The 23,659-nt window shown below is 63.1% G+C and carries 20 protein-coding genes; 12 read left to right on the top strand and 8 right to left on the bottom strand.

What is annotated here, in order from left to right; all coding sequences use genetic code 11:
• Positions 1–106 precede the first annotated feature (106 nt).
• Positions 107–1,075, bottom strand: coding sequence for a GlxA family transcriptional regulator (locus tag KLP42_RS15115; RefSeq protein ID WP_215567577.1), 969 nt, complete (start codon positions 1,073–1,075; stop codon positions 107–109).
• Between the two features lie 200 nt (positions 1,076–1,275).
• Here KLP42_RS15115 and KLP42_RS15110 point away from each other — a divergent pair, with 200 nt between their 5' ends.
• Positions 1,276–2,106, top strand: coding sequence for an alpha/beta fold hydrolase (locus KLP42_RS15110; protein ID WP_252193017.1), 831 nt, complete (start codon positions 1,276–1,278; stop codon positions 2,104–2,106).
• A gap of 66 nt (positions 2,107–2,172) precedes the next feature.
• On the opposite strand, the gene KLP42_RS15105 is transcribed toward KLP42_RS15110, so the two are convergent.
• Positions 2,173–2,817: a GntR family transcriptional regulator gene (locus KLP42_RS15105; protein ID WP_215567575.1), complete on the bottom strand. Its 645-nt coding sequence runs from the start codon at positions 2,815–2,817 to the stop codon at positions 2,173–2,175.
• A 164-nt stretch (positions 2,818–2,981) separates the two neighbouring features.
• Here KLP42_RS15105 and KLP42_RS15100 point away from each other — a divergent pair, with 164 nt between their 5' ends.
• From KLP42_RS15100 to KLP42_RS15075, 6 genes are all read left to right on the top strand, one after another.
• Entirely contained in the window at positions 2,982–4,496 is a 1,515-nt protein-coding gene (locus KLP42_RS15100; RefSeq protein WP_215567574.1) for an ABC transporter substrate-binding protein, read from the top strand.
• 95 nt (positions 4,497–4,591) lie between these two features.
• Complete coding sequence (locus KLP42_RS15095; protein ID WP_215567573.1) at positions 4,592–5,509, top strand: ABC transporter permease; 918 nt, start codon at positions 4,592–4,594, stop codon at positions 5,507–5,509.
• A 1-nt stretch (position 5,510) separates the two neighbouring features.
• Positions 5,511–6,410, top strand: a complete 900-nt coding sequence (locus KLP42_RS15090) for an ABC transporter permease (RefSeq protein WP_215567572.1) — start codon at positions 5,511–5,513, stop codon at positions 6,408–6,410.
• A complete protein-coding gene (locus KLP42_RS15085) occupies positions 6,410–8,074 on the top strand; it encodes a dipeptide ABC transporter ATP-binding protein (protein ID WP_215567571.1) in 1,665 nt (554 codons plus the stop codon). The genes KLP42_RS15090 and KLP42_RS15085 overlap by 1 nt, the downstream gene beginning before the upstream one ends.
• Before the next feature lie 13 nt (positions 8,075–8,087).
• Positions 8,088–9,461 (top strand): M20 family metallopeptidase, encoded by a 1,374-nt coding sequence (locus tag KLP42_RS15080; RefSeq protein ID WP_215567570.1) that lies wholly within the window; start codon positions 8,088–8,090, stop codon positions 9,459–9,461.
• A 13-nt stretch (positions 9,462–9,474) separates the two neighbouring features.
• Positions 9,475–10,980, top strand: a complete 1,506-nt coding sequence (locus tag KLP42_RS15075; RefSeq protein ID WP_215567569.1) for an amidase — start codon at positions 9,475–9,477, stop codon at positions 10,978–10,980.
• A gap of 39 nt (positions 10,981–11,019) precedes the next feature.
• On the opposite strand, the gene KLP42_RS15070 is transcribed toward KLP42_RS15075, so the two are convergent.
• Positions 11,020–13,404 (bottom strand): thiamine pyrophosphate-binding protein, encoded by a 2,385-nt coding sequence (locus KLP42_RS15070; protein WP_215567568.1) that lies wholly within the window; start codon positions 13,402–13,404, stop codon positions 11,020–11,022.
• Positions 13,405–13,485: 81 nt separating this feature from the next.
• Complete coding sequence (locus KLP42_RS15065; protein WP_215567567.1) at positions 13,486–14,499, bottom strand: 1-aminocyclopropane-1-carboxylate deaminase; 1,014 nt, start codon at positions 14,497–14,499, stop codon at positions 13,486–13,488.
• Between the two features lie 142 nt (positions 14,500–14,641).
• Between KLP42_RS15065 and KLP42_RS15060 the strand changes: the two genes are divergently transcribed.
• Positions 14,642–15,121, top strand: coding sequence for an Lrp/AsnC family transcriptional regulator (locus KLP42_RS15060; RefSeq protein WP_215567566.1), 480 nt, complete (start codon positions 14,642–14,644; stop codon positions 15,119–15,121).
• 40 nt (positions 15,122–15,161) lie between these two features.
• On the opposite strand, the gene KLP42_RS15055 is transcribed toward KLP42_RS15060, so the two are convergent.
• From KLP42_RS15055 to KLP42_RS15045, 3 genes are all read right to left on the bottom strand, one after another.
• Positions 15,162–15,716: an RrF2 family transcriptional regulator gene (locus KLP42_RS15055; RefSeq protein ID WP_215567565.1), complete on the bottom strand. Its 555-nt coding sequence runs from the start codon at positions 15,714–15,716 to the stop codon at positions 15,162–15,164.
• A 24-nt stretch (positions 15,717–15,740) separates the two neighbouring features.
• A complete protein-coding gene (locus KLP42_RS15050) occupies positions 15,741–17,522 on the bottom strand; it encodes an ABC transporter ATP-binding protein (RefSeq protein WP_215567564.1) in 1,782 nt (593 codons plus the stop codon).
• A 321-nt stretch (positions 17,523–17,843) separates the two neighbouring features.
• The gene (locus KLP42_RS15045; protein ID WP_215567563.1) at positions 17,844–18,467 is read right to left on the bottom strand and encodes a TetR/AcrR family transcriptional regulator; all 624 of its coding nucleotides are present in this window, start codon (positions 18,465–18,467) and stop codon (positions 17,844–17,846) included.
• Between the two features lie 143 nt (positions 18,468–18,610).
• On the opposite strand from KLP42_RS15045, the gene KLP42_RS15040 reads away from it, so the two are divergent.
• From KLP42_RS15040 to KLP42_RS15025, 4 genes are read left to right on the top strand one after another with little or no spacing between them, the layout of a single operon-like run.
• Positions 18,611–19,765 (top strand): NAD(P) transhydrogenase subunit alpha, encoded by a 1,155-nt coding sequence (locus KLP42_RS15040; protein ID WP_215567562.1) that lies wholly within the window; start codon positions 18,611–18,613, stop codon positions 19,763–19,765.
• On the top strand, positions 19,762–20,070 hold the full coding sequence (locus KLP42_RS15035; protein WP_215567561.1) for an NAD(P) transhydrogenase subunit alpha part 2: 309 nt from the start codon (positions 19,762–19,764) through the stop codon (positions 20,068–20,070). The genes KLP42_RS15040 and KLP42_RS15035 overlap by 4 nt, the downstream gene beginning before the upstream one ends.
• Before the next feature lies 1 nt (position 20,071).
• Positions 20,072–21,487 carry an NAD(P)(+) transhydrogenase (Re/Si-specific) subunit beta gene (locus KLP42_RS15030; protein ID WP_215567560.1) on the top strand — a complete coding sequence of 472 codons (1,416 nt, stop codon included), beginning with the start codon at positions 20,072–20,074 and terminating at the stop codon, positions 21,485–21,487.
• A 44-nt stretch (positions 21,488–21,531) separates the two neighbouring features.
• Positions 21,532–22,923: an NAD-dependent succinate-semialdehyde dehydrogenase gene (locus KLP42_RS15025; protein ID WP_215567559.1), complete on the top strand. Its 1,392-nt coding sequence runs from the start codon at positions 21,532–21,534 to the stop codon at positions 22,921–22,923.
• A 97-nt stretch (positions 22,924–23,020) separates the two neighbouring features.
• Here the strand turns inward: KLP42_RS15025 and KLP42_RS15020 are convergent, their stop codons facing one another.
• A complete protein-coding gene (locus KLP42_RS15020; protein WP_215567558.1) occupies positions 23,021–23,659 on the bottom strand; it encodes an NrsF family protein in 639 nt (212 codons plus the stop codon).

The following is a 23,659-nucleotide window of genomic DNA, read 5'->3' as shown; positions in this document are numbered from 1 at the left end:
CCACCCCCTCCCCGATGACGTGCATGCGGATCACCGCAGGCACCGTCTACCGCCTAATCCGGCATCCATCTCACCCGCATTCCGATCCGCCGGCGGCGGCAGACCTCTATCTGGCTGCGATGCCGAACTGCTGGCGATAGGCAGCCGGCGGAAGGCCCGTCAGCTTCTGGAAGATCTTGCGGAAGGCTGCCGGGTCCGAATAGCCCACGTCCCAGGCGATCCGGTCGACGGGGACCATGGTTCTCTCCAGTGCCTCGCGGGCCTTGGCGATGCGCACCTGCTGCAGATATTCGACGGGGGTGATGCCGGTTGCGGCGGTGAAACGGCGCAGGAAGGTGCGGCCGGTCATTCCAGCGGCGGCGGCGAGGTCCGCCACCCCCTGCATCGTGGCGGCATGCGCGTGGATATGGTGCTGACTCTGCCGGATCGCATCGTCACCGTGGTCGAAACGCGGCAGAAACTGCGCGAAGGGACGCTGGCTGTTGCGGGGCGGCTCGATGAGAAGGAAGCGGGCGGTGGCCAGCATCGTCGCGGGCCCCAGCAGGCGCTCGACCAGGGTGAGACCGAGATCCGCCCAGGCCAGGATGCCGCCTGCGGTCATGATGTCGCCCTCGTCCACGACCATGTGCTCGTCGGCCAGATGCACCTTCGGAAAACGCGCGGCAAGCTGCTGTGCAAAGGCCCAGTGGGTCGTGGCGCGGCGACCGTTCATCAGGCCGGTTTCCGCCAGGACGAAAGCGCCGGCACAGACGGAGCACAGCGTGGCGCCGGCGGAATGCTGGTCCAGCAGCCAGGAGGCAGCCCGAGGCGCCGGGCGCATGTGCTCCGGCATGATGATGCTTGGCGGCGCAATGACATGCGTGAGCCTGTGATCCTGACCCGGATGACTGTCCCAGATGCAGGCGACGTGATCGTCGTTCGCCTGCCAGTGCGAGACGCGGATGGCGCGCCTGTCCTCCCCCGCCCAGTCGGCGGCGATCCGGAAAAGATCGGTCAGCCCATGGATCGCTGCCAGCTGACATCCCGGATAGATCAGCAGGCCGATATCGGCCACCAGGGACACCGTTTTCGCCATTGTCCTTTTTGCCTCGATTATTGTCTTTTTCGCCGCGCCCGGTCATCGCCCCCACAGCCTATCTTGTCAACATCGAACAGGGAGACAGCGCGATGAACCCAAGCCTGACCAGACGCACACTGCTGGCAACCGGAGCCTCTACGGCTGCCCTTCTCATCATGCAACGCACACTTTCGGCTCAACCTCAAGGAGACCTCATCATGGCAACCATCAAGACCCAGGACGGCACCAACATCTTCTACAAGGACTTTGGCCCGCGCGACGCCCAGCCCATCGTGTTCCACCATGGCTGGCCGCTTTCCAGCGACGACTGGGACAACCAGATGCTCTACTTCCTCGAACAGGGCTACCGCGTCATCGCCCATGACCGCCGCGGACACGGGCGCTCCGACCAGACCGAGACCGGCAACGACATGGACACCTATGCCCGTGACGTGATCGAACTGGCGCGTGCCCTCGACCTGAAGAACGCGATCCATGTCGGCCATTCCACCGGTGGCGGCGAGGTTGCCCGCTACGCGGCACGCGCCGAAAAGGGGCGCATTGCCAAGGCGGTGCTGATCGGCGCCGTACCGCCCGTCATGGCCAGAACCGCCAGCAATCCGGACGGCATTCCGCTGGAAGTGTTCGACGGCTTCCGGGCCGCGCTGATCGCCAACCGGGCGCAGTTCTTCCTGGATATCCCGTCCGGTCCGTTCTTCGGCTTCAATCGCGCCGGCGCCAAGGTCAGCCAGGGCCAGATCCAGAACTGGTGGCGGCAGGGCATGATGGGCGGAGCCAAGGCGCAGTATGACTGCATCAAGGCCTTCTCGGAAACCGACTTCACCGAGGATCTGAAGGCGCTTTCGATCCCGGTCCTGCTGATGCATGGCGAAGACGACCAGATCGTTCCGATCGAGAATTCCGCCCACAAGGCGATCAAGCTGTTGAAGAACGGCACGCTGAAGACCTATCCGGGCCTCTCGCACGCCCCCTTTGCGACGCATCCGGACCTGATCAACGCCGATCTGCTGGCATTCGCCAGGGCCTGAGCGGCGCATGAAGCGAGGGGGCGGATCATCCGCCCCCCTGCCCCGTTCTGCATCCGGGGCTCTGAATCAGCCGCGCAGCTGCTGGTAGACCACGCTCTGGATGCGCAGATGGGCACGCGCCAGATCCTCGGCCTTCGGCGCATCCCGTGCCTCCAGTGCGGCCAGGATCTGCCTGTGCTCCTCCATCGAGCGATCGAGCCGGTCGACGGCGAACAGTTGCGCCTGCCGGAACGGGCGAAGCCGTCTCTGCATGCTTCGGGTCTCTTCCGCCAGAAACCCATTGCCGGCCGCATCATAGATGATGCCGTGGAACGCGGCATTTTCGTCGTAGTAGCGATGATAGTCCTTCTGCCCCAGCGCTCTTTCGCACAGGCTGGCGGCCTGGCGCAGCAAAAGCAGTTCCGCCGACGTGATCCTGTGCGCCGCAAGCCTGGCGCACCACGCTTCCAGTTCCGCCATCACCTCGAACATCTCGACCAGCCGCGTGAAATCGGGCTGGCGCACGAAGGTGCCGCGGTTCGGAATGAATTCGGCAAGGCCGGCATTGGCCAGCAGGCGCAGGGCTTCCCTGAGCGGCGTGCGCGACACGCCGAATTCTGCGGCCAGCCGCACCTCGTCCAGCCGCTCGCCATCGGCAAAGCGCCCCTCCGCCACCAGGCCTTCAAGACGTTCATAGATCAGGTCGGCAGTGGCTGTTTTCGGTCGCGACACGATGTTTCCCCACGGGATACCGGGCGCTCGCCCGGTCCTCGGACATTTTATTAGCGTGAAGCCATTTTGCGTTCAAACGGAAAAAATTGTGTACAATTTTGATGACGTGTCTATAGTGACAGCAGTTCATAAAAATGCACATCGAACGTGCAAAGGGGAACGATATGAGACTGATCAATGCCGCGGCAGCGGTGCTGCTGCCCGTTTGCCTATTCTCGTCGACCGCTCTCGCAGGAAAAGCCGATGATACGCTGAACATCGCTTTTTCCAAGGAACTGGAGCATGTGGATCCCTATTACAACACGGCGCGCGAGGGCATCCTGCTCGGTGCCGCCGTCTGGGACGCGCTGCTTTACCGCGACCCGAAGACCGGCAACTATGTCGGCAATCTCGCCACAGGCTGGACCTGGATCGACGATACGACGCTGGAACTGACGCTGCGCCAGGGGGTGACGTTCCACAATGGCGAGCCGTTCGACGCCGACGATGTGGTGTTCACGCTGAACTATGTGATCGATCCGAAGAACGGCAACAAGTCCCAGGCCAACACGAGCTGGATCAAGTCGGCCGAGAAGGTCGACGCCTTCAAGGTTCGCATCCACACCAACGGGCCCTTCCCGGCAGCGCTTGAATATCTCGCCGGCCCGATCATCATCCAGCCCAACGAATATTACGCCAAGGTGGGCCAGCAGGGCGTGGCACTGAAACCGATCGGCACCGGCCCCTATCGCATGGAAAGCGTCGAGCCCGGCAAGCATTTCGTGCTGAAGCGAAACGATGCCTATTTCGCCGCAGCAAAGCCGAAGGCTTCGATCGGCACCGTCGACATTCGCACCGTGCCGGACGCAAACACCCAGATGGCGGAACTGTTCAACGGCGATATCGACCTCGTCTGGGGCGTGCCGGCCGACCAGGCGGACAAGATGGCGAAGATGGGCAAGTTCCAGGTCATCAATGCGCCGACCATGCGCGTCGGCTATCTGAGCCTCGACGCGGCCGGCCGCACCGGCGCCAAGAACCCTATGACGGATCTCAGGGTCCGTCAGGCCGTCAACCACGCCATCAACCGGCAGGGCATCGTCGATGCGCTGATGAAGGGCACCTCGGCGGTCATCAACAGCGCCTGCTCGCCGGTACAGTTCGGCTGCGAGCAGGCGGTCACCACCTATGCCTATGATCCGAAAAAGGCCAAGGCGCTCTTGGCGGAAGCCGGCTATCCGCAGGGCTTTTCCATCGACTTCTATGCCTATCGCGACCGGCCGCTCGCCGAAGCCATGATCGGCATGCTGGCCGAAGTCGGCATCACCGCCAAGCTGAACTACATGCAATATGCCGCCCTGCGCGAAAAGCGCATCAAGGAAGGCACGCCGATCTCCTTCATGACCTGGGGCTCCAATTCCATCGCGGATGTTTCGGCCATCACCAGCGCCTTCTTCCGCATGGGCGGCGAGGACGATGCGCGTGACCCCGAAGTGGCCGCACTTCTGGAAAAGGGCGACAGTTCCGTGGCGCTGGATGCACGCAAGGCAGCCTATGGCAAGGCCCTGACGACCATTGCGGACAAGGCCTACTGGGTGCCCTTGTGGATCTATTCGAGCAATTACGTCATGGGCGCGGATGTCAGCTTCACCCCGACGCCGGACGAACTCATCCGCTTCTACGATATCAGCTGGAAATAGGCCCAGTCTGCCGCTGCCCGGCAGTTCCCGATGTCGGGCAGCCTCCTGCACAGGCAAACCTGCCGCCCCAAAGGGCCGGTCGCATGAGGTGACGGATGCTGAAATTCATATCGATGAAGCTGGGACTGGCCCTGCTGGTGGCGCTCACGGTGTCCTTCATCAGCTTCATCCTGCTGTACATGGCCGGCGATCCGGCCGTCTCGATTGCCGGCGAAGGCGCCACGGCCGACGTCATTGCCGCCATCCGCCAGCAATACGGCTTCGACCGGCCGCTGCTCGCACAATATATCGAGTGGCTGATGCGGGCGCTCTCCGGCGATTTCGGCATGAGCTACTATTTCAAGATGCCGGTCTCCGACATGGTGGCGGAGCGCCTGCCCGTCACGATAACGATCGGGGTGCTCGGCATGGGGTTTGCCCTGGTGCTGGCCATCCCGATGGGCGTTCTGGCGGCTGCCTTTCCCAACAGCTGGCTGGATCGGCTGGCACTCGGCATTGCCGTCGTCGGCCAGGCCATTCCCAGCTTCTGGTTTGGTCTCATCCTCATCGTCATCTTTTCGGTGAACTTGGGCCTGGTTCCGGCATCGGGCACGCGGCACTGGACCGGCTACATTCTGCCGATGATCGTGCTCGGTTATTATGCCACGCCGGCCATCATGCGCCTCACGCGCGCCGGCATGCTGGAGGTGCTGTCTGCCGATTACATTCGCACCGCCCGCGCCAAGGGTCTGAACTGGCGCTCCATCCTCTTCAAGCATGCCCTGCGCAACGCCATCATTCCCGTGGTCAGCCTTGCCGCCGTGCAGCTCGGCTTCATGTTCGGCGGCTCGGTGGTGGTGGAGACCATCTTTGCCCTGCATGGCGCGGGCTTCCTCGCCTGGGAATCCATCTCGCGCAACGACCTGCCGACCATGCAGGCGCTGATCCTGATCTTCTCGATGTTCTACATCGGTTTCACCCTTCTGGCCGATATCCTGAATGCCTGGCTGGACCCGCGCCTGAGGAGTGGCTGACATGAGCGATATTCCCATGACAGAGGCAGCAGCGATCACTGCCCCTCCCTCGCCGGCCCGTCTTCTCGCACGAAAGGCGCTGCGCCATCGCGGTTTCATGCTCGGCCTCGTCGTCGTCGGCTTCATCACGCTGGTTGCCGTCTTCGCGCCCTTTCTTGCCCCGCATGATCCCTACAAGCAGGATCTGCTGGCCCGCATGGCGCGGCCCGTCTTCCTGGGCGGTGACTGGAAGCACATTCTCGGTACCGACGCGCTTGGCCGCGATTACCTGTCGCGGATGCTCTACGGCGCCCGCGTTTCGCTGATGATCGGTTTAGTGGCCGCCATGATCTCGGCTGTCATCGGCACCACGCTCGGCATTCTCGGCGGCTATTTCGGCGGCAAGGTGGATGCGGTGGTGATGTTCATCGTTTCGGTGCGCCTGGCGCTGCCGGCCACGCTGGTGGCGCTGGCGGTGGTTGCCCTGTTCGGCGGTTCGCTGACCGTCGTCGTGCTGGTGCTCGGCTTCCTGCTCTGGGACCGGTTTGCCGTGGTGATGCGCAGCGCCACCATGCAGGTGCGCCAGATGGATTATATCGCCGCCGCCGAAGTGCTGGGCGCCAGCCTGCCGCGCATTCTCTGGAAGGATGTGCTGCCCAATGTGATGAATGCTCTGATCGTCATCATCACGCTGGAAATGGCGCATGCCATCATTCTGGAAGCAGCGCTCTCCTTCCTGGGGCTTGGCGTGCAGCCGCCGACGCCCTCCTGGGGGCTGATGATTTCGGAAGGCAAGGAAATGCTGCTGTTCGAAAGCTGGCTCATCACCATTCCCGGCATTGCGCTTTTCATTCTGCTTTTGGCCATCAATGTTCTGGGCGACGGCATTCGCGACATCACGGCTCCGGAGGGACGCAACTGATGACCGAGCATGATCCAAGATCGGTACTGTCCATCCGCAACCTCACCATCGACCTGCCGAAGGGTGGCGATCGCCCGCACGCCGTCAGCAATCTTTCGCTGGATATCCGCGAGAAGGAGATCCTGTGCATTGTCGGTGAATCGGGATCCGGCAAGTCCATCACCTCCTTCGCCGCCATGGGACTTCTGCCCAAGGTGCTGAAGCCCTCCGCAGGGGAAATCTGGTTCGACGGGCGCGACGTCCTGTCGATCTCTGCGAAGGAGCATGCGGCACTGCGTGGCAAGCGGATGGGCATGATCTTTCAGGAGCCGATGAGTGCGCTCAACCCGTGCTACACGGTGGGCGACCAGATCGAGGAAGTCTTCAGCGCCCATACCAGCCTGACGCGCGCGGAACGGCGGCAGATGACGCTGGCGCTGCTGGCCGAAGTGCGGCTGCCGGAGCCGGAGCGGCTGTATCACGCCTATCCGCACCAGCTATCCGGCGGCCAAAGGCAGCGCATCGTCATTGCCATGGCGCTTGCGATGGAGCCCCGCCTGCTGATTGCCGATGAGCCGACCACCGCGCTCGACGTCACCACCCAGGCGCAGATCCTCGACATGTTCAAGGAACTGAAGGAAAGCCGCAATGCCGGCATCCTGTTCGTCACCCACGATTTCGACGTGGTGGCGGAAATTGCCGACCGCGTTCTGGTGATGCAGAAGGGCGTGGTCGTCGAGCAGGGAAGTGCCGCCGACGTGCTGAACAATCCGCGTCACGCCTATACCCGCAAGCTGATCGATGCCGTACCACGCCGCCACGTCACCAAGGGCGCGCCCCCAGAAGACAGGCCCGTCGGCCTTCGGGTGGCAGGCATCGAGAAGACCTTCAAGAGCCCGCGCACCCTGTTCAAGCCGGCCCGCACCGTGCACGCCGTCCGCCCCATCGATTTCACCATTCTGGAGGGCCAGACGCTCGGCATTGTCGGCGAATCCGGATCGGGAAAATCGACGCTGGTGCGCTGCCTCATGGGGCTGGTGGAGCCGGATGAAGGCAGCGTCTGGATCGGCAATGAACGGCTGAAGACCGATACGGCAGAAAGCCGACGGGCCTTCCGCAAGCACATCCAGATCGTGTTTCAGGACCCTTACGGTTCGCTCAATCCGCGCCGTCGGATCGGCGACCTGTTGATCGAGGGGCCGCTGAATTTCGGCGTCTCGAAAGCCGAGGCGCTGAAGAAGGCACGCGAACTGCTGAAGATCGTGCGGCTGGAGGAGGATGCGCTCGATCGTTATCCCTCGCAGTTCTCCGGCGGGCAGCGGCAGCGGATCTCGATTGCCCGCGCGCTGATGGTGGAGCCAAAGATCCTCATTGCCGACGAGGCCGTGTCGGCGCTCGATGTCTCGGTGCAGAAGGACGTGCTGAAACTGCTCGATGACATCAAGCGCAGTGTCGGCCTGACGATGATCTTCATCACGCATGACCTGCGGGTCGCGGCGGAGATTTCCGATCATATTCTCGTCATGCAAAAGGGCGAAGCGGTGGAATATGGCAGCGTCGATGCCGTCTTCGGCAACCCGCAGCGCGATTATACCAGACACTTGCTGGCGGCGATGCCGGGCAATGGCTGGGAGGCACCGGACATGGCGGCACTGGCCGCCGCACAAGACAGCATCATGGCATAAGGTGGCAGCAAGCATGGAACGGCAGACGATACTGGAGGAGGCCTCGGCCTATGTGACGGGCGGAGGGCTTGCCACCGATCTGGCGCGGCTGGTCGCGCATCGCTCCGTGAGCCAGTCGGAAGGGCGGCCGGAGGATCTTCTTGCCTACCTTGAGGCGGAGATGCAGCCGATGCTGGCGGCAATCGGCTTTTCCTGCGCGATCTTCGACAATCCGCGGCCAGGCGGCGCCCCGCTGCTGATCGGCACGCGCATGGAGAATGAAATGCTGCCGACCGTGCTGATCTATGGTCATGGCGATGTCTGCAATGGCGAGGCGCATCGCTGGCGCGAGGGGCTCGAGCCATTCGTGCTGACGGTCGAGGGCGACAGGCTCTTCGGACGCGGCACGGCCGACAACAAGATCCAGCACCTCATCAACATCAAGGCGCTTCAACAGGTGATCCGGGCCAAGGGTCATCTCGGCTTCAACGCCAAGATCATCATCGAGATGGCCGAGGAGACGGGATCGTTCGGTCTGCGCGAGTTCTTTGAGACAAAGAAGCAGGCGCTTTCGGCAGACGTGCTGATTGCCTCCGACGGACCGCGCCTTGCAGTGGATACGCCGACCATGTTCATGGGGTCGCGCGGCGGTCTGTCTTTCGATCTGGTGGTGAATCTGCGCGACGGCGACCACCATTCCGGCAATTTCGGCGGCCTGCTGGCAGATCCGGTCATCCTGCTCTCGCATGCCATCGCCTGCATCGTCGATCGTCGCGGCCAGATCCAGATACCGGAATGGCGTCCGACAAGCCTGACGCCGGAAATCCGGGCGGCGCTCAAGGATCTGCCGCCGCGCCGGCATGACGCCGATTGGGGGGAAGTGGAACTGACGCCGTCCGAACGCGTCTTCGGGTGGAATTCGCTCGCAGTTCTGGCCATTTCGGCCGGCAATATCGAGGCACCGCAGAACGCCATTTCCGGGTCAGCCCGCGCCACATGCCAGCTGCGCTTTGTCGTCGGCACGGATATGGCCGAAATCCTGCCGGCACTTCGCCGCCATCTGGACGCCCACGGCTACCCGATGGTGGAGGTCCGGGCCTCGAAAGGCGAACCTTTCAAGGCCACCCGCTTTTCGCCGGATCACCCGTGGGTGCGCTTCGTCGAGCAGTCGATTGCCCGTACTTGCGGCAAGGCACCGCATGTGCTGCCCAATCTGGCGGGCTCGCTGCCCAATGATGCCTTTACCGATATCCTCGGCCTGCCGACCATCTGGATCCCGCATTCGCATGCCGAATGCGGCCAGCATGGCCCGAACGAACACGCGCTGGTGCCGATTGCAGAAGAGGGGATGCGCATCATGACGGCGCTTTTTCTCGATATTGCAGAGAATGCGCAGCGGTTGAAATAATCGAGGAGTTGCCATGCGCGACGCGAGCCACCCCGCAGACCTCTCAGCCCATGATGCCGCCCGCCGGATTGCCCGGCGGCAATTGTCGCCGGTGGAACTGGCCGAGGCCTGTATCGCCCGCATCGAGCAGCTGAACCCGGCAATCAATGCCGTCGTCGCGCAGGATTTCGATCGCGTTCTTGACGAGGCGAAGCGGGCGGAACGGCAGGTGATGGAAGGCGAGCGGCTGGGCGTGCTGCATGGCCTGCCCTTCGGCGTCAAGGACATGATCGATGTCACCGGCCTGCCGACCACCTTCGGCTCGGAGATCTTCCGCGACAACATCGCCACCAAGGACGACGCCATTGTCGCGGCCATGCGCCGGGCCGGCGCCATTCCGCTCGGCAAGACCAACAATCCGGACTGGAGCGCGGGCGGCAACACGATCAACCGCGTCTATGGCGCAACCGGCAATCCGCATGATCCGACAAAAAGTGCCGCCGGCTCCTCCGGCGGCTCTGCCGCGCTGCTTGCCGCACGCATGGCACCGCTTGGCACCGGATCGGATACCGGCGGAAGCCTGCGCAATCCGGCGGCTTTTTGTGGTGTCGTCGGCTTTCGTCCCTCGCCCGGCGTGGTGCCCGGCGATACGCGGGCGCTGTCGCTGCTGCATCTTTCCACCAGCGGCCCCATGGCACGCAACGTGGCCGATGTCGGCCTGATGCTCTCCGTCATGGCAAGGCCGGACCGGCTCGACCCGTTCACGACGGTGGTGGATCGACGCACGCCCTGGGATCCGGCGGCATTCGCCACGCCGGGCCGGGTGAACCTTCTGGACCAGCACATCGCCATCACCGAAGATTTTGGTTTCGCGCCGACGGAAAACATTGTTCGGCGAGCTTTCCGCCGGGTGATGGCGCGGCTGTTGCCGCATCTCGGCAGGGTCGAGGAGCGCCATCCTCAGTGCGATGATGCCGACCGGATTTTTTCCGTGCTGCGCGGCCTCGCCTTCATCGGCCATGGAAAATACCTTGAGATGGCGCCGGAAAAGGTCGGCCCCAATGTCACCGCCAATGTGGCGGAGGGCTTGAGCTTCAGCCCGCAGGATATCTACGATGCCATGGCCGCGCAGGGGCGCTACTATCGCGACTGGCAGGTTTTCTTCGAAGAGTGCGACGTCATTCTCTGCCCCGCCGTCACCATATCGCCGCGCGACTGGCACGAGCTTTATCCGGCAGAGATCGATGGCGAGGCAACGAAGAGCTATTACCACTGGCTCGCCATGGCCTATGCCTCGACCTTGTCCGGCCACCCCTCCATCACCATCCCGGTCGGGCGCGACGAGACAGGCATGCCGTTCGGCCTGCAGATCATCGGGCGGCGTCACGACGATCTTGGCACATTGAAGGTCGCCGCCGAAATCGAGGCGATCCTTGCCGACGATACCGATTTTGCCGCGCCATCTGTCGATCTCGACAGACTGGCCGCATACCCGCCGATTGCTGCTTCGCCCGGCTTCTTCCCGGATTGGTCGGTTTAGCGCGCGCAGACCTTGCGGTGGTCAGCGCGCGAACCGGATTTATGGAAACAGCAGCAGATCCGACACCAGCTTGCCGCTGGACAGGCGCGAGGCCAGCTTGACGATCGACTGCGTATCGATGCCGAAATGACGATAGAGATCCGCCACCCGGCCCGTCTGGCCGAAGTGCTCGACGCCCAGCGGCACCGTCCTGTGGCCCGCAACGCCGCCGAGCCAGGCAAGCGTTGCCGGATGCCCGTCGATCACGGTCACCAGCGTGCAATGCGCCGGCAGGTCGCCGATCAACTGCTCCACATGGGATTTTGCCCCGGCATGACCACGGGCGCGAGCCCGCTGTGCGGCGGTCCATCCGGCGTTCAACCGGTCGGCGGATGTGACGGCGAGAACACCGATATCACGCCTCGCCTCGCCGATCAGACCGGCGGCCTTGATGACCTCGGGCGCGATGCATCCCTGATAGACCAGCACGACCTCCGCATTCGGCCCGGGCGGGCGCAGCCAGTAGCCGCCGGAAATTACCTCGCTGCGGAACCTGTCGCTGTCGCGCCAATTCGGCTGTTCCAGCGGCCGCGTGGTCAACCGCAGATAGACAGAACCGCCGGTCTCGTCGCGCAGCCAGGTCTTCTCGTCCGGCATGCCTTCGCCATCGCGCTGCATATAGTCGAAGGACCAGTCCATTATGGTGGAAAGCTCATCCAGAAAGGCGGGCTCGAAGCTGGCGAGCCCATCCTGGCTCATGCCGATCAGCGGCGTGCCGATCGACTGATGCGCGCCGCCTTCCGGGGCAAGCGTAATGCCGGAAGGCGTGCCGACGATCATGAAACGGGCATCCTGGTAACAGGCATAGTTCAGCGCATCCAGTCCACGGGCGATGAAGGGATCGTAGACCGTGCCGATCGGCAGCAGGCGTTCGCCGAACAGCGAATGCGAAAGACCGGCGGCCGCCAGCAGCAGGAAGAGGTTCATTTCGGCAATGCCGAGTTCGATATGCTGCCCCTCCGGCGCAAAATGCCATTTCTGCGTCGAGGGAATACGTTCATCCCGGAAAGTGTCGGCCTGATGCGCCCTGCCGAACAGGCCGCGGCTGTTAACCCAGGGGCCGAGATTGGTCGAGACGGTCACATCCGGCGCAGTCGTCACGATCCGGTCGGCGAGCGGATGGCGCGATTTGGCGAGCCCGTCGAGGATCTTGCCGAACCCCGCCTGGGTGGAGAGCAGGCGATCCTCCAGCCTGACCGGGCCGGGCGTCGAAATCCGCCTGCCCTGGTAACGGCGCGGACCTTTGCGGAAAAACGGCACCTCCTTCAGGAAGTCGCGCATCTCCGGCCCGTTGCCTGCGATTGACAGGGGCGCCCATTCCTCGCCCGGGGCGACGCCTATCCGCTGCTGGAACTCGGTCATCTGCTCCTTCGTCATCAGGCCGGCATGGTTGTCCTTGTGGCCGGCCAGCGGCGTGCCCCAACCCTTGATCGTATAGGCAAGAAACACCGTCGGCCTGTCATGATCGATGCTGTCGAAGGCGTCCGTCAGGCTTTCGAGGCAGTGGCCGCCAAGATTGTTCATGAGATCGGCGAGTTCGTCGTCACTGCGTCGTGCCAGCAGATCGCTCACCGGCCCCTGATCGCCCAGATCATCCATCAGGCGCCTGCGCCAGGCGGCGCCACCCTGAAAGGTCAGGGCGGAATAAAGCTGGTTCGGGCAGGCATCGATCCAGGCGCGCAAGGCCTCTCCACCCGGTTCGGAAAAGGCTGCCTTCTGCAGGCTGCCATATTTCAGGATCACCACCTCCCAGCCGAAGGCTTTGAAAATGCTTTCGATCCGCTGCCACAGCGTTTCACGCACCACGCCGTCGAGGCTCTGGCGGTTGTAATCGATGATCCACCAGGTGTTGCGAAGGTCGTGCTTCCAACCCTCCTGCAGGCATTCGTAGATATTGCCTTCGTCCAGCTCGGCATCACCCGCAAGCGCGATCATCCGCCCCTGCGGAATGGCCTTGCCCCAGACCTTGGCGGCCACGTAATCCTGGATCATCGCGGCAAAGGCGGTGATGGCGACACCGAGGCCCACAGAGCCGGTGGAGAAATCCACGTCGTCAATGTCCTTGGTGCGGCTCGGATAGGACTGGGCACCGCCAAGGCCGCGAAAATTCTCCAGTTTGTCACGGGTCTGGTTGCCCATGATGTATTGAATGGCGTGAAAGACGGGCCCGGCATGCGGCTTGACGGCCACGCGGTCCTCGGCCCGCAGCGTGTGGAAATAAAGCGCCGTCATGATCGAGACGAGCGAGGCCGAGGACGCCTGATGTCCGCCCACCTTCACCTCATCCTTGTCGCGCAGGTGGTTGGCGTTGTGGATCGTGTAGCAGGCAAGCCAGAGAGCCTGCTGCTCCAGGCGTTTCAGAAAAGCATGGGGGCGGTCGATCATGGCGGGCTCCACAGGGCGGTGAGGCATGTTGAGGGCTTGAAGCGAAACGGCCGGGCATCAAGCCCGGCCGTTCGTCACGTATCAGCCATTGCGGAAGGCGTAGCCGTAGCCGTTCAAGGCCGGCGCACCGCCGAGATGGGCGTAGAGGACCTTCGAGCCCTTCGGGAAATAGCCCTTCTTCACGAGGTCGATCATGCCCTGCATGGATTTGCCCTCATAGACCGGATCGGTAATCATGCCTTCGAGGCGGGCGACCAGGCGGATGGCTTCCTTGGTTTCTTCCGAGGGAACGCCGTAAACCGGATAGGCATAGTCTTCCACCAGGACGACATCTTCCTCGGTGATCTCGCGGCCGAGTTTGACGAGGTCGGCGGTCCGCTTTGCGATTTCCAGCACCTGCGCCCTGGTCTGGGCGGGCGTGAAGGAAGCATCGATGCCGATGACGCGCTGGGCGCGGCCGTCCTTGGCAAAGCCCACCGTCATGCCGGCATGGGTGGAGCCGGTGACCGTGCAGACGACGATATAGTCGAACTTGAAGCCGAGTTCGGCCTCCTGGGCGCGGACTTCCTCGGCAAAGCCGACATAGCCGAGGCCACCATATTTATGCACGGAAGCGCCAGCCGGGATCGGATAGGGTTTTCCGCCCTTGGCCTTCACGTCCTCGATGGCGTCTTCCCAGCTCTTGCGGATGCCGATGTCGAAACCGTCGTCAACCATCTGCACGTCGGCACCCATGATGCGCGACAGCATGATGTTGCCGACGCGGTCATAGACGGCGTCCTCATGCGGCACCCAGGCCTCCTGCACCAGACGGCACTTGAAGCCGATCTTGGCGGCAACGGCGGCGATCATGCGCGTGTGGTTGGACTGCACGCCACCGATGGAGACGAGCGTATCGGCATTCGACTTGATGGCGTCCGGAATGATGTATTCCAGCTTGCGCAGCTTGTTGCCACCATAGGCCAGCCCCGAATTGCAGTCTTCGCGCTTGGCGTAAAGCTCTACCTTCCCGCCGAGATGTTCGGAAAGGCGATCGAGCTTCTCGATATGCGTCGGACCGAAAGTGAGGGGATAGCGTTCGAATTCTTCCAGCATGCGATGTTCCTCTGGGGTTTCAGTTGACAGCATGCTAGACAGAAACGGGATGAGAGGTCCTCTCTAAGTTTGGCACAAAAACTCGTGTTTTTATCCAAAAACCGGCATTTTATGAAGAAATCTATCGCTATTGATGACTGAAATGAGCGAAAACATCAACGTCGAAAACCTCGACCGGATCGACATGAAAATCCTGCGGCTGCTGCAGAAGGACGGGCGCATTTCCAACGCGGATCTGGCGGAAATGGTGGCGGTCAGCCCCGCCACCTGCCACCGCCGCACACAGCGCCTGTTCCGCGAGGGCTACCTCAGCGGGGTCCGGGCACTGGTCAATCCGCAAAAGGTGGATCGTGGCGCGCTGGTCATGGTGGGCGTGGTCCTCGACCGTTCCACGCCCGAAAGTTTCGCCGATTTCGAAGCGGCGGCGGCAAGTCTCAGCTTCGTGCTTGATTGCCATCTGGTGGCAGGAGATTTCGATTATTTCCTGAAGATCCGCGTCGGCGACATGGCCGATTTCAACCGCATTCACGGACAGCAGCTGATCGGGCTGCCGGGTGTACGCCAGACCCGCACCTTCTTCGTGATGAAGGAAGTGGTCGACAACCGTCCCCTGGATTTCTGAGGCGCCCGCAGACCGTGCCAGACAGGCCCTGCGCCGGCGGTCACGACACGCCGGCGCAGGGCCTGTCTGGCAAGGGGGCTGCCAGCGGCTCCGGATTGCCCGGCAGGGCGGTCCGTGCGGCAACCTCGTTGCGTTTTCGCAGAACCGGATCGAGCAGGCGACAGTCGAGGCAGGCAAACCGTTGAATTGCGGCTTCACCGACAAGGTCTGCGACGGAAAAGCGATCCATGAAGGTCAGGAAGGCGGCTTCCGCTGCAAACAGGATGATCGCAAAGGCCGGTGTGACGTGATGCGTGACGCCGTGCCCGAAGATATCGCCCTGACCGGCACGCTGCACGAGATCGGGTTGAACCCGGCGCAGGACGTCGCCCAGCAGAATGTCGGCCGCCGGCAGGGCAAGGGTAATGCCGCCGCCACGACCGCGCTCGGTGCGCAGGAAACCTTCCCGCGCCAGCAAGCTGACCACCTGGGCAGCATGATCCTTCGTCGTGACGGACGCCTTCGCCACCTGAAGGGTCGTCATCACCCTCGTCGGGGAGCCGGCACAGGTGGCAAGGATCGCGAATGCAATCTCACATTGACGGGTCAGGCGCATCGGTCTTTCTCCCTTATCATGCGTTCATGCGCCGGCAAGCGGTGCGTCGCACGGCTTCAGCCCGTCCAGGACGGTGAAACGATGGACGCCCTCAGCCGCATGCAGCATCCGGTAACGTCCGTCCTTGCGCGCCAGAAGCTCGGCATGGCCGCCCTGCTCGACGATATGGCCGTCTTCCACGACCAGAATGCGGTCTGCACTGGCGATCGTCGCAAGCCGGTGGGCGATGACCAGCGTGGTGCGGCCTCGCGAAAGGTCTGCCAGCGATTGCTGGATGGCGCGTTCCGTCTCGGTGTCCAGCGCCGAGGTCGCCTCGTCGAGGATCAGGATCCGCGGGTTCTTGAGGAAGATGCGGGCAATGGCCAGCCGCTGCTTCTGCCCGCCCGAAAGCTTGACGCCGCGCTCGCCGATCACCGTGTCGAGACCGGAGGGAAGTGCTGCGATCACCGTGTCCAGCCTTGCGCGCCGCGCCGCCTCCACGATCTCCGCTTCCGTGGCACCCAGGCGGCCATAGGCGATGTTCTCGCGGATGGTGCCGGCAAACAGGAACACATCCTGGGCAACAATGCCGATGTGAGAGCGCAGCGACTTCAGCGTCATGTCGCGAATGTCGATGCCGTCGATCGCAATCGACCCGCCCGTCACATCGTAAAAGCGCGGCAGCAGCGAGCAGATCGTCGTCTTGCCCGCCCCCGACGGGCCGACAAAGGCGATGGTTTCGCCTGCCCTGATCGAAAGGCTCAACCCTTGGAACACCGGCTTTTGCGGGCTGTAGCCAAACTGCACGTCGCGGTACTCGATATCCCCCTTCAGCCGCGCGACGGCTTTTGCACCCTCGCGATCGGCAATATCCGGCCTTGTATCGAGAAACTGGCAATAGCGCTGGAACCCGGCCAGACCCTTGGGATAGGTTTCGATGATCGAGTTGATCTTCTCGATCGGGCGGAAGAACACGCCGACCAGCAGCAGGAAGCCGACGAAGCCACCGGCGGAAAGTTCCCCCCGCACCACGAACCAGGCACCGGCCAGCATTACCACAACCTGCACGAAACGCATCGACAGGTAGGACAGCGACATCGACGCCGCCATCACCTTGTAGGCTTCCAGCTTGGTGGTGAGATAATTGCCGTTATTCTCGGCAAACAGTTTTCGTTCGTGATCTTCATTGGCAAAGGCCTGCACCACACGGATGCCGCCGACATTTTCCTCGATACGGGCGTTGAACTCGCCCACCCGGCCATACAGCGCATGCCAGGTTGCCGTCATGCGCTGGCCGTAGACGGCGGTCAGGATCGCCGTGACCGGCACGATGATGGCCGTCAACAGCGCCAGCGGCACATGCACCCACAGCATCAGGGCCAGTGCGCCGATCAGCGTCATGATGGCGATGAACAGATCCTCCGGACCGTGATGGGCCACCTCGCCGATCTCTTCCAGATCCTTGGTCAGCCGCGCCACCAGATGCCCGGTCTTCTGGTTGTCGAAAAAGCCGAAGGAGAGCTTTTGCAGATGATCGAAGGCCTTGCGGCGCATCTCCGTCTCGATCTTCAGGCCGAGCATATGCCCCCAATAGGTGACGATGACCTGCAGGCCGGCATTGGCGATATAGATGAGGAGCAGGCCGAGTGATGCGAGCGCGATGAGGCCCAGCCGGTTCGTCGGCAGCAGCCTGTCGATGAACAGCGTCACCGCCACGGGAAAGGCCAGTTCCAGCAGCCCGGCGGCGACAGCGGAGGAGAAATCGAGCGCAAACAGGCCGCAATGCGGACGATAGTAGGCCGCAAAGCGCTTCAGAAGACCACTCACGATGCCGTTTCCTTCATTTGACCCTCCTGCCTTCCATGACGAAGGAGAGGCTCTGATCCGGAAATATTTCCCGCTTTCGCGTCGCGGGGCATCGATCTTTCCTTCTGCAAGATCAGCGGCGTTCCGGCCACCGGGCCGGGAACAAGGACGAAGGGCAGACGCGTTAAAACATGTCGACAAAATTCCCGTTGTTCCGATGGAGATGCCGGGCGCCTGCCGGATGGCGGATTGACCGGGCGCCCGACTTTTGCCGCTCCCCTGTTGCGGAGCGACCTTTTGCGTGAGCCGGAACAACCGCCTCTTGCTGCCAGGCATCACCCTTCAGGCGCGTTCGGCGCCGGCATGGATGACGGCCCGCACGAACAGGGTGACGGTGGTTGCGATCCTGTGGGTGGGCATGACGCTTTCCTGCACCAGCAGGCCGTTCGACATCGCCATGATGCCGGCCACCAGCTGGTCCGGCGGCGCCGGAAGGGCCTTGCCGAAGCGCTCGAACAGACGGGTGAGCAGCACCGCGCCCCGCTGCAGATGCTCCTGCCAGACCCGCGCATAGCTTTCGGCGAAAGTCTGACTTCTCAGCGCATGCAACTGAAATTCGATCGACAGGATGGACAGGTCCCTGTCCTTGACGAGTTCCTGCAGCCAGGCTTCGATTTCTGCCAGGATCTCGTCGGCGGAACATCCCTCCTTGTCGACGATGACGGCCAGATGATCGTCCTGCAGGGCAATCTGCCGTGTCAGGAGTTCAAGCAGGACGGCCTCCTTCGACGGGAAGTTCGAGTAGAACGCCCCCTGTGAATAGCCGGCTTCCTCGGCGATTTCCCGCAGCGACGTGCCGCTGAAACCGCGCACCAGAAACAGTCCGCGCGCTGCCTCTATCAGCCGCTCACGCGTCTGGATCTGCGATTCCAGCCGGCTCAGCCTTTTTCGTCCCGTCGTGCTCATGCACCCCCCGTGCCGCAAAATTCAAATATCAAACGATATCTGAATATCGATTGATCTCCCTCAATGAGAGCCTCGGCGAAAGCGCTCTACTGACCCCGCTGCCGCACCGCAAAGGTGAGGCCGGATTATTGTGGAGCCGAGGCATGGCGATCAACATAGCAATCCTTAAGGAACGCAAAATAGGTGAAAAACGCGTTGCAATGGTACCAGAAGTGGTGCCGCGCGTAACGCGTCTTGGTGCGACGCTTGCGATGGAAAGCGGCGCGGGAACTGCGGCAACCTTTGCCGACGAGGTTTACAAGCAGGTTTCCATCTCTTCCGCCGCCCAGACGCTTCTGGCCGACGCCGATATTGTGCTTGCCGTCCAGCCGCCGACGGCGGATCAGATTGCGGCGATGAAACCGGGTGCCCTGCTGGTATCCTTCCTGTACGGCGCGGCAAATCCGGGCCTTGTCACGGCGCTGAAGGAACGGGGGATCACGGCGCTTGCCATGGAACTCATTCCCCGCATCAGCCGGGCGCAGTCGATGGACGCCCTGTCCAGCCAGGCGGCCCTTGCCGGCTACTATGCGCCGCTCCTGGGCGCCGTCCACATGCCGTGCATCCTGCCGATGATGACGACCGCCGTCGGTTCGCTTCGGGCAGCCAAGGTTCTGGTGATGGGGCTCGGCGTCGCGGGGCTCTCGGCGCTTGCGACGGCGCATCGCCTGGGGGCGATCACCGAAGGCTATGACGTGCGGCCGGAAACGGCGGAGCAGGCACAGTCGCTCGGCGCAAAATTCGTCGATACCGGCATCGATGCGCGTGGCCAGGGCGGCTATGCCCGCGAACTGACGGCAGAGGAACAGGCACAGGTCCGCCAGGTGCTGTCACGCCACATCGCCGATGCAGACATGATCATCACCACGGCGGCCGTGCCCGGCAAGCGGGCACCGATCCTGATTGCCGCCGATCAGGTGGCGGCCATGAAGCCGGGTGCGGTGATCATCGATCTCGGCGCCGAAAGCGGCGGAAACTGTGAAGGAACCCGGCCGGGTGAAACCGTGACGGTCGGACCGGCGACCATTGTCGGGCCGCTCAACGTTCCCTCGGCGATCGCCCGCCACGCCAGCGAGCTTTACGCCAAGAACCTCCTCAATCTCCTGATGCTCATCGTCAAGGACGGCGCCCTCACCCTCGATCTCGAGGACGAGGTGATTGCCGCAACCCTTGTCAGTCACGCGGGCGAAATTCGCAACGCAGCAGCGCGCAAAGCCATCGAAGACGCTGCGTCAACCAAGGAAGGGGCAGTGCAATGACGATCGATACATCCATGACCTGGCTGATCGCGCTTTACATCTTCATGCTGGCGGCATTCACCGGCTACGAGGTCATCAGCCGGGTTCCGTCCATCCTCCACACGCCCCTGATGTCGGGGTCGAACTTCATCCACGGCATCGTGGTGGTCGGCGCGCTGCATGCGCTGCTGAGCGCGACAAGCCTTTCTGCTGAGATCCTCGGCTTTCTCGGGGTCATCCTCGGCGCGGCCAATGCGGCCGGCGGCTATGTCGTGACGGACCGGATGCTCGCCATGTTCAAAACGAGCGACGAGAAGGGCAAGTGACATGGTTGCGCAGCATATCATGGGGCTGAGCGGCCTTGCCGCCGCAGTTCTCTTCATCTTCGGCCTGAAGCGCATGTCGTCTCCGACGACGGCCCTGTCCGGCATCGTCGTGGCAGGCGTCGGCATGCTTCTGGCAATCGCCGCAAGCTTCCTCACCGTTGCCGAACTGCTCCAGAGCGGCAATGCACGGCTGGAGACCAACATCGCGCTGGCGATCGCAGCACTCGCTCTCGGCAGCGGCTGGGCCTGGTGGCGCGGCAGCAAGGTCGGCATGACGGAAATGCCGCAGATGGTCGCGCTCTATAACGGCATGGGCGGCGGTGCGGCAGCCGCCATCGCCGCAGTTTCGATCTTTGGCGCGCAAGCCGATACGAGCCTTATCCGGGCGGTCACCGCCATCGGCGCGCTGATCGGCTCGGTTTCGCTCACCGGCTCGATCATCGCCTGGGCGAAGCTTGACGGAAAGATCGACAAGCCCTGGCGGTTTGCCGGCCAGCGCGTCGTCAACGGTCTCGTCTTCCTGACGGCGCTCCTGCTCGGCCTCGGCCTGATCGTGACCCCGGGCACGGCAGCCGGCCTTCCGCTCGCCATCCTGTTCTTTGCCGCAGCCCTTGGCTTTGGCGTGATGATGACGCTGCCGATCGGCGGCGCCGACATGCCGGTGGTCATTTCGCTCTACAACGCCTTCACCGGCCTTGCCGTCGGACTGGAAGGCTATGCGCTCCAGAACCCGGCCCTGATGATTGCCGGCATGGTCGTCGGTTCGGCCGGTACGTCGCTGACCGTGCTGATGGCCAAGGCAATGAACCGTTCGCTGGCAAACGTGCTGTTCTCGAACTTCGGAGACGCTGCCGTGCAAGGCGGCGCGGGTCCGCAGGGCGAGATGAAATCCTCCAGCGCCGGCGATGCCGCCATCGCCATGCGCTATGCCTCGAGCGTCATCATCATCCCCGGCTACGGGCTTGCCGTGGCACAGGCGCAGCAGAAGCTCTACGAATTCGTGAAATTGCTGCAGGCCGCAGGCGTCGACGTCAAGTTCGCCATTCATCCGGTTGCGGGACGCATGCCCGGCCACATGAACGTGCTGCTGGCCGAAGCCGGGGTGCCTTATGACGTCATCTACGACATGGACGACATCAACAGTGATTTCGCCAATACGGACGTGGCCCTCGTCATCGGCGCCAATGACGTGGTGAACCCCGCCGCTCGCACCGACAAATCCTCCCCCATCTACGGCATGCCCATCCTCAACGCCGACCAGGCCCGCCAGGTCTATGTCGTCAAGCGCGGCCAGGGCAAAGGCTACTCGGGTGTCGAGAACCTGCTCTTCTTCGGCGACAACTGCGCGATGGTCTACGGCGATGCGCAGGCAGTCCTCACGCAGATGGTTCAGTCCGTCAAAGATCTCGGCGCCTGATCGACGCCCCCTTACCCCAACAGTGTTGAAAATGGAGAACCGAAATGTCCTATGCAACGATCTCGCCCTATACCGGAGAAACGCTGGCAACCTTCGCGGATGCGACGGATGCGGAGGTGTCCGCTGCTCTCGACCAGGCGGATTCAGCCTTCCACGCCTGGCGGCAGACGAGCTTTGCGGAACGCGGCCGCATTCTGCAGAATGCCGCTGATCTTTTGCGCCGCGACTGCGATGCCTATGCCAAGCTGCTGACGCTGGAAATGGGCAAGCTGTTCAGCGAGGCCAAGGCCGAAGTGCAGTTGTCCGCCCGGATCTTCGAATACTACGTCCGTCACGCCGAAGCGCTGCTCACACCCGAGACGCTGCCGGTGCTGGATCCGGCGGAGGGCAAGGCGGTTCTCGTCTGCGAGCCGCTCGGCGTTCTGCTGGCCATCGAGCCCTGGAACTTCCCCTATTACCAGATTGCCCGCATCCTCGCACCGCAGCTTTCGGCCGGCAATACGCTGATCCTCAAGCACGCCTCCAACGTGCCGCAAAGTGCCGCTGCCTTCGAGAAACTGATGGCGGAGGCCGGCCTGCCGGAAGGTTGCTTCAAGAACCTCTATGCGACGCGCGACCAGGTCAACCGGATCATCAACGATCCGCGCGTGCATGGGGTGGCCCTGACCGGCTCCGAAGGCGCCGGCGCGCTGGTGGCGGCCGAAGCCGGCAGGGCGCTGAAGAAATCGACGATGGAACTCGGCGGCGCCGATGCCTTCGTGGTGCTGGCCGATGCCGATCTGCAGAAGACCATCGACTGGGCGGTGTTCGGCCGCCACTGGAACGGCGGTCAGGTCTGCGTCTCCTCCAAGCGCATGATCGTCGTCGACGCGGTCTATGACGCCTTCCTCGACGGCTACCGCAAGGGCGTCGCCGGGCTGGTCGCGGGTGACCCCTTCGATCCGAACACCACGCTGGCGCCGCTTTCCTCGCAGAAGGCGGCCGACGAAATCAAGGAGCAGATCCGCAAGGCGGTTGCCCTTGGCGCCAAGGCGGAAGAGGTTGGTCCGCCGGTTCCCAATCAGGGCGCTTTCGTGCAGCCGACGATCCTGACCGAGCTTGGCGACGAAAATCCCGCCCGCCATTGGGAATTCTTCGGCCCGGTCTCGATGCTGTTTCGGGCGAAGGACGAGGACGATGCGGTGCGCATCGCCAATGATTCGCCCTTCGGGCTCGGCGGCTCGGTGTTCACGACCGATGAGAAACGCGGCTTCGAGGTTGCCAAGCGGATTTCGACCGGCATGGTCTTCGTCAATCATCCGACGAAGGTGGAGGCGGACCTGCCCTTCGGTGGCATCCGGCGCTCCGGTTACGGCCGCGAATTGCTGGGGCTCGGCCTCAAGGAATTCGTCAACCACAAGCTGATCGATATCGTCGATATCGACGCACGGTTCTAGGCGCCGGACATCCGGGCGGCGGAGCGCAGAACGCCCGCCGCCCGGATATCTCATTCACCGCCTGCTTCGGCGGGCCGATGAGAGCAAGCGACCCTGCTCACCAGCGCGCCACCCGGGGGCCGAGGATCGCGCCAAGCAAGGCAAGGCCTGCAATCGCAATGGAATACCAGGTGGCAACGAAGAGCGGAGAATCGTCCGGGCAGTGCGCGGCATAGAAGGTTGCGGACAGGCCGCCGGCAAGCAGTCCGGCCACGGCGCCGGCAACCGCCGGGCGGGTGGGCGCCCCGTGACGAAGTGCAAGGAGAAACACAGCCAGCGGCGCAAGCCCGATCACCGGAATGAAGGTCAGGCAGGTGGAGATGTTTGTGCCCCACCAGACCGTGCGCCACTGGTCGGAGGGCACGGCGACGAGTTCCGCTAAGACGGCAAGAGCAAGGACGACAGGCGCTGCGGCCAGGAACAGTGCCGGCCGCACAACATTCGAGCCAGGCCGCGACAGCGCCCGCACCAGTTCGAAGGCGGCCGATGCCAGCATGAGCGTCGCCACGAACTTGAACAGGAAACGCGCGGTATGGGCCGCCGCAAGAAAATCCGGGCGCAGACCGAGCGAAAGCCAGAACACGACGGCGGCGGCAAGCGTCGCCCCCGCCAGGGCCACCCGCCAGGTGCGACCGAGGGACATAGGCTGTCGCGCATTATCCGCCTTCAGCGCATTGATCAGGTCTTCGGTCTGCAT

The sequence above is a fragment of the Rhizobium sp. CSW-27 genome (genome assembly GCF_018760785.1).
GTDB lineage: Bacteria > Pseudomonadota > Alphaproteobacteria > Rhizobiales > Rhizobiaceae > Neorhizobium.
The sequence above is the reverse complement of the archived record's forward strand: the minus strand, read 5'-3'. Positions and strand labels throughout refer to the sequence as shown.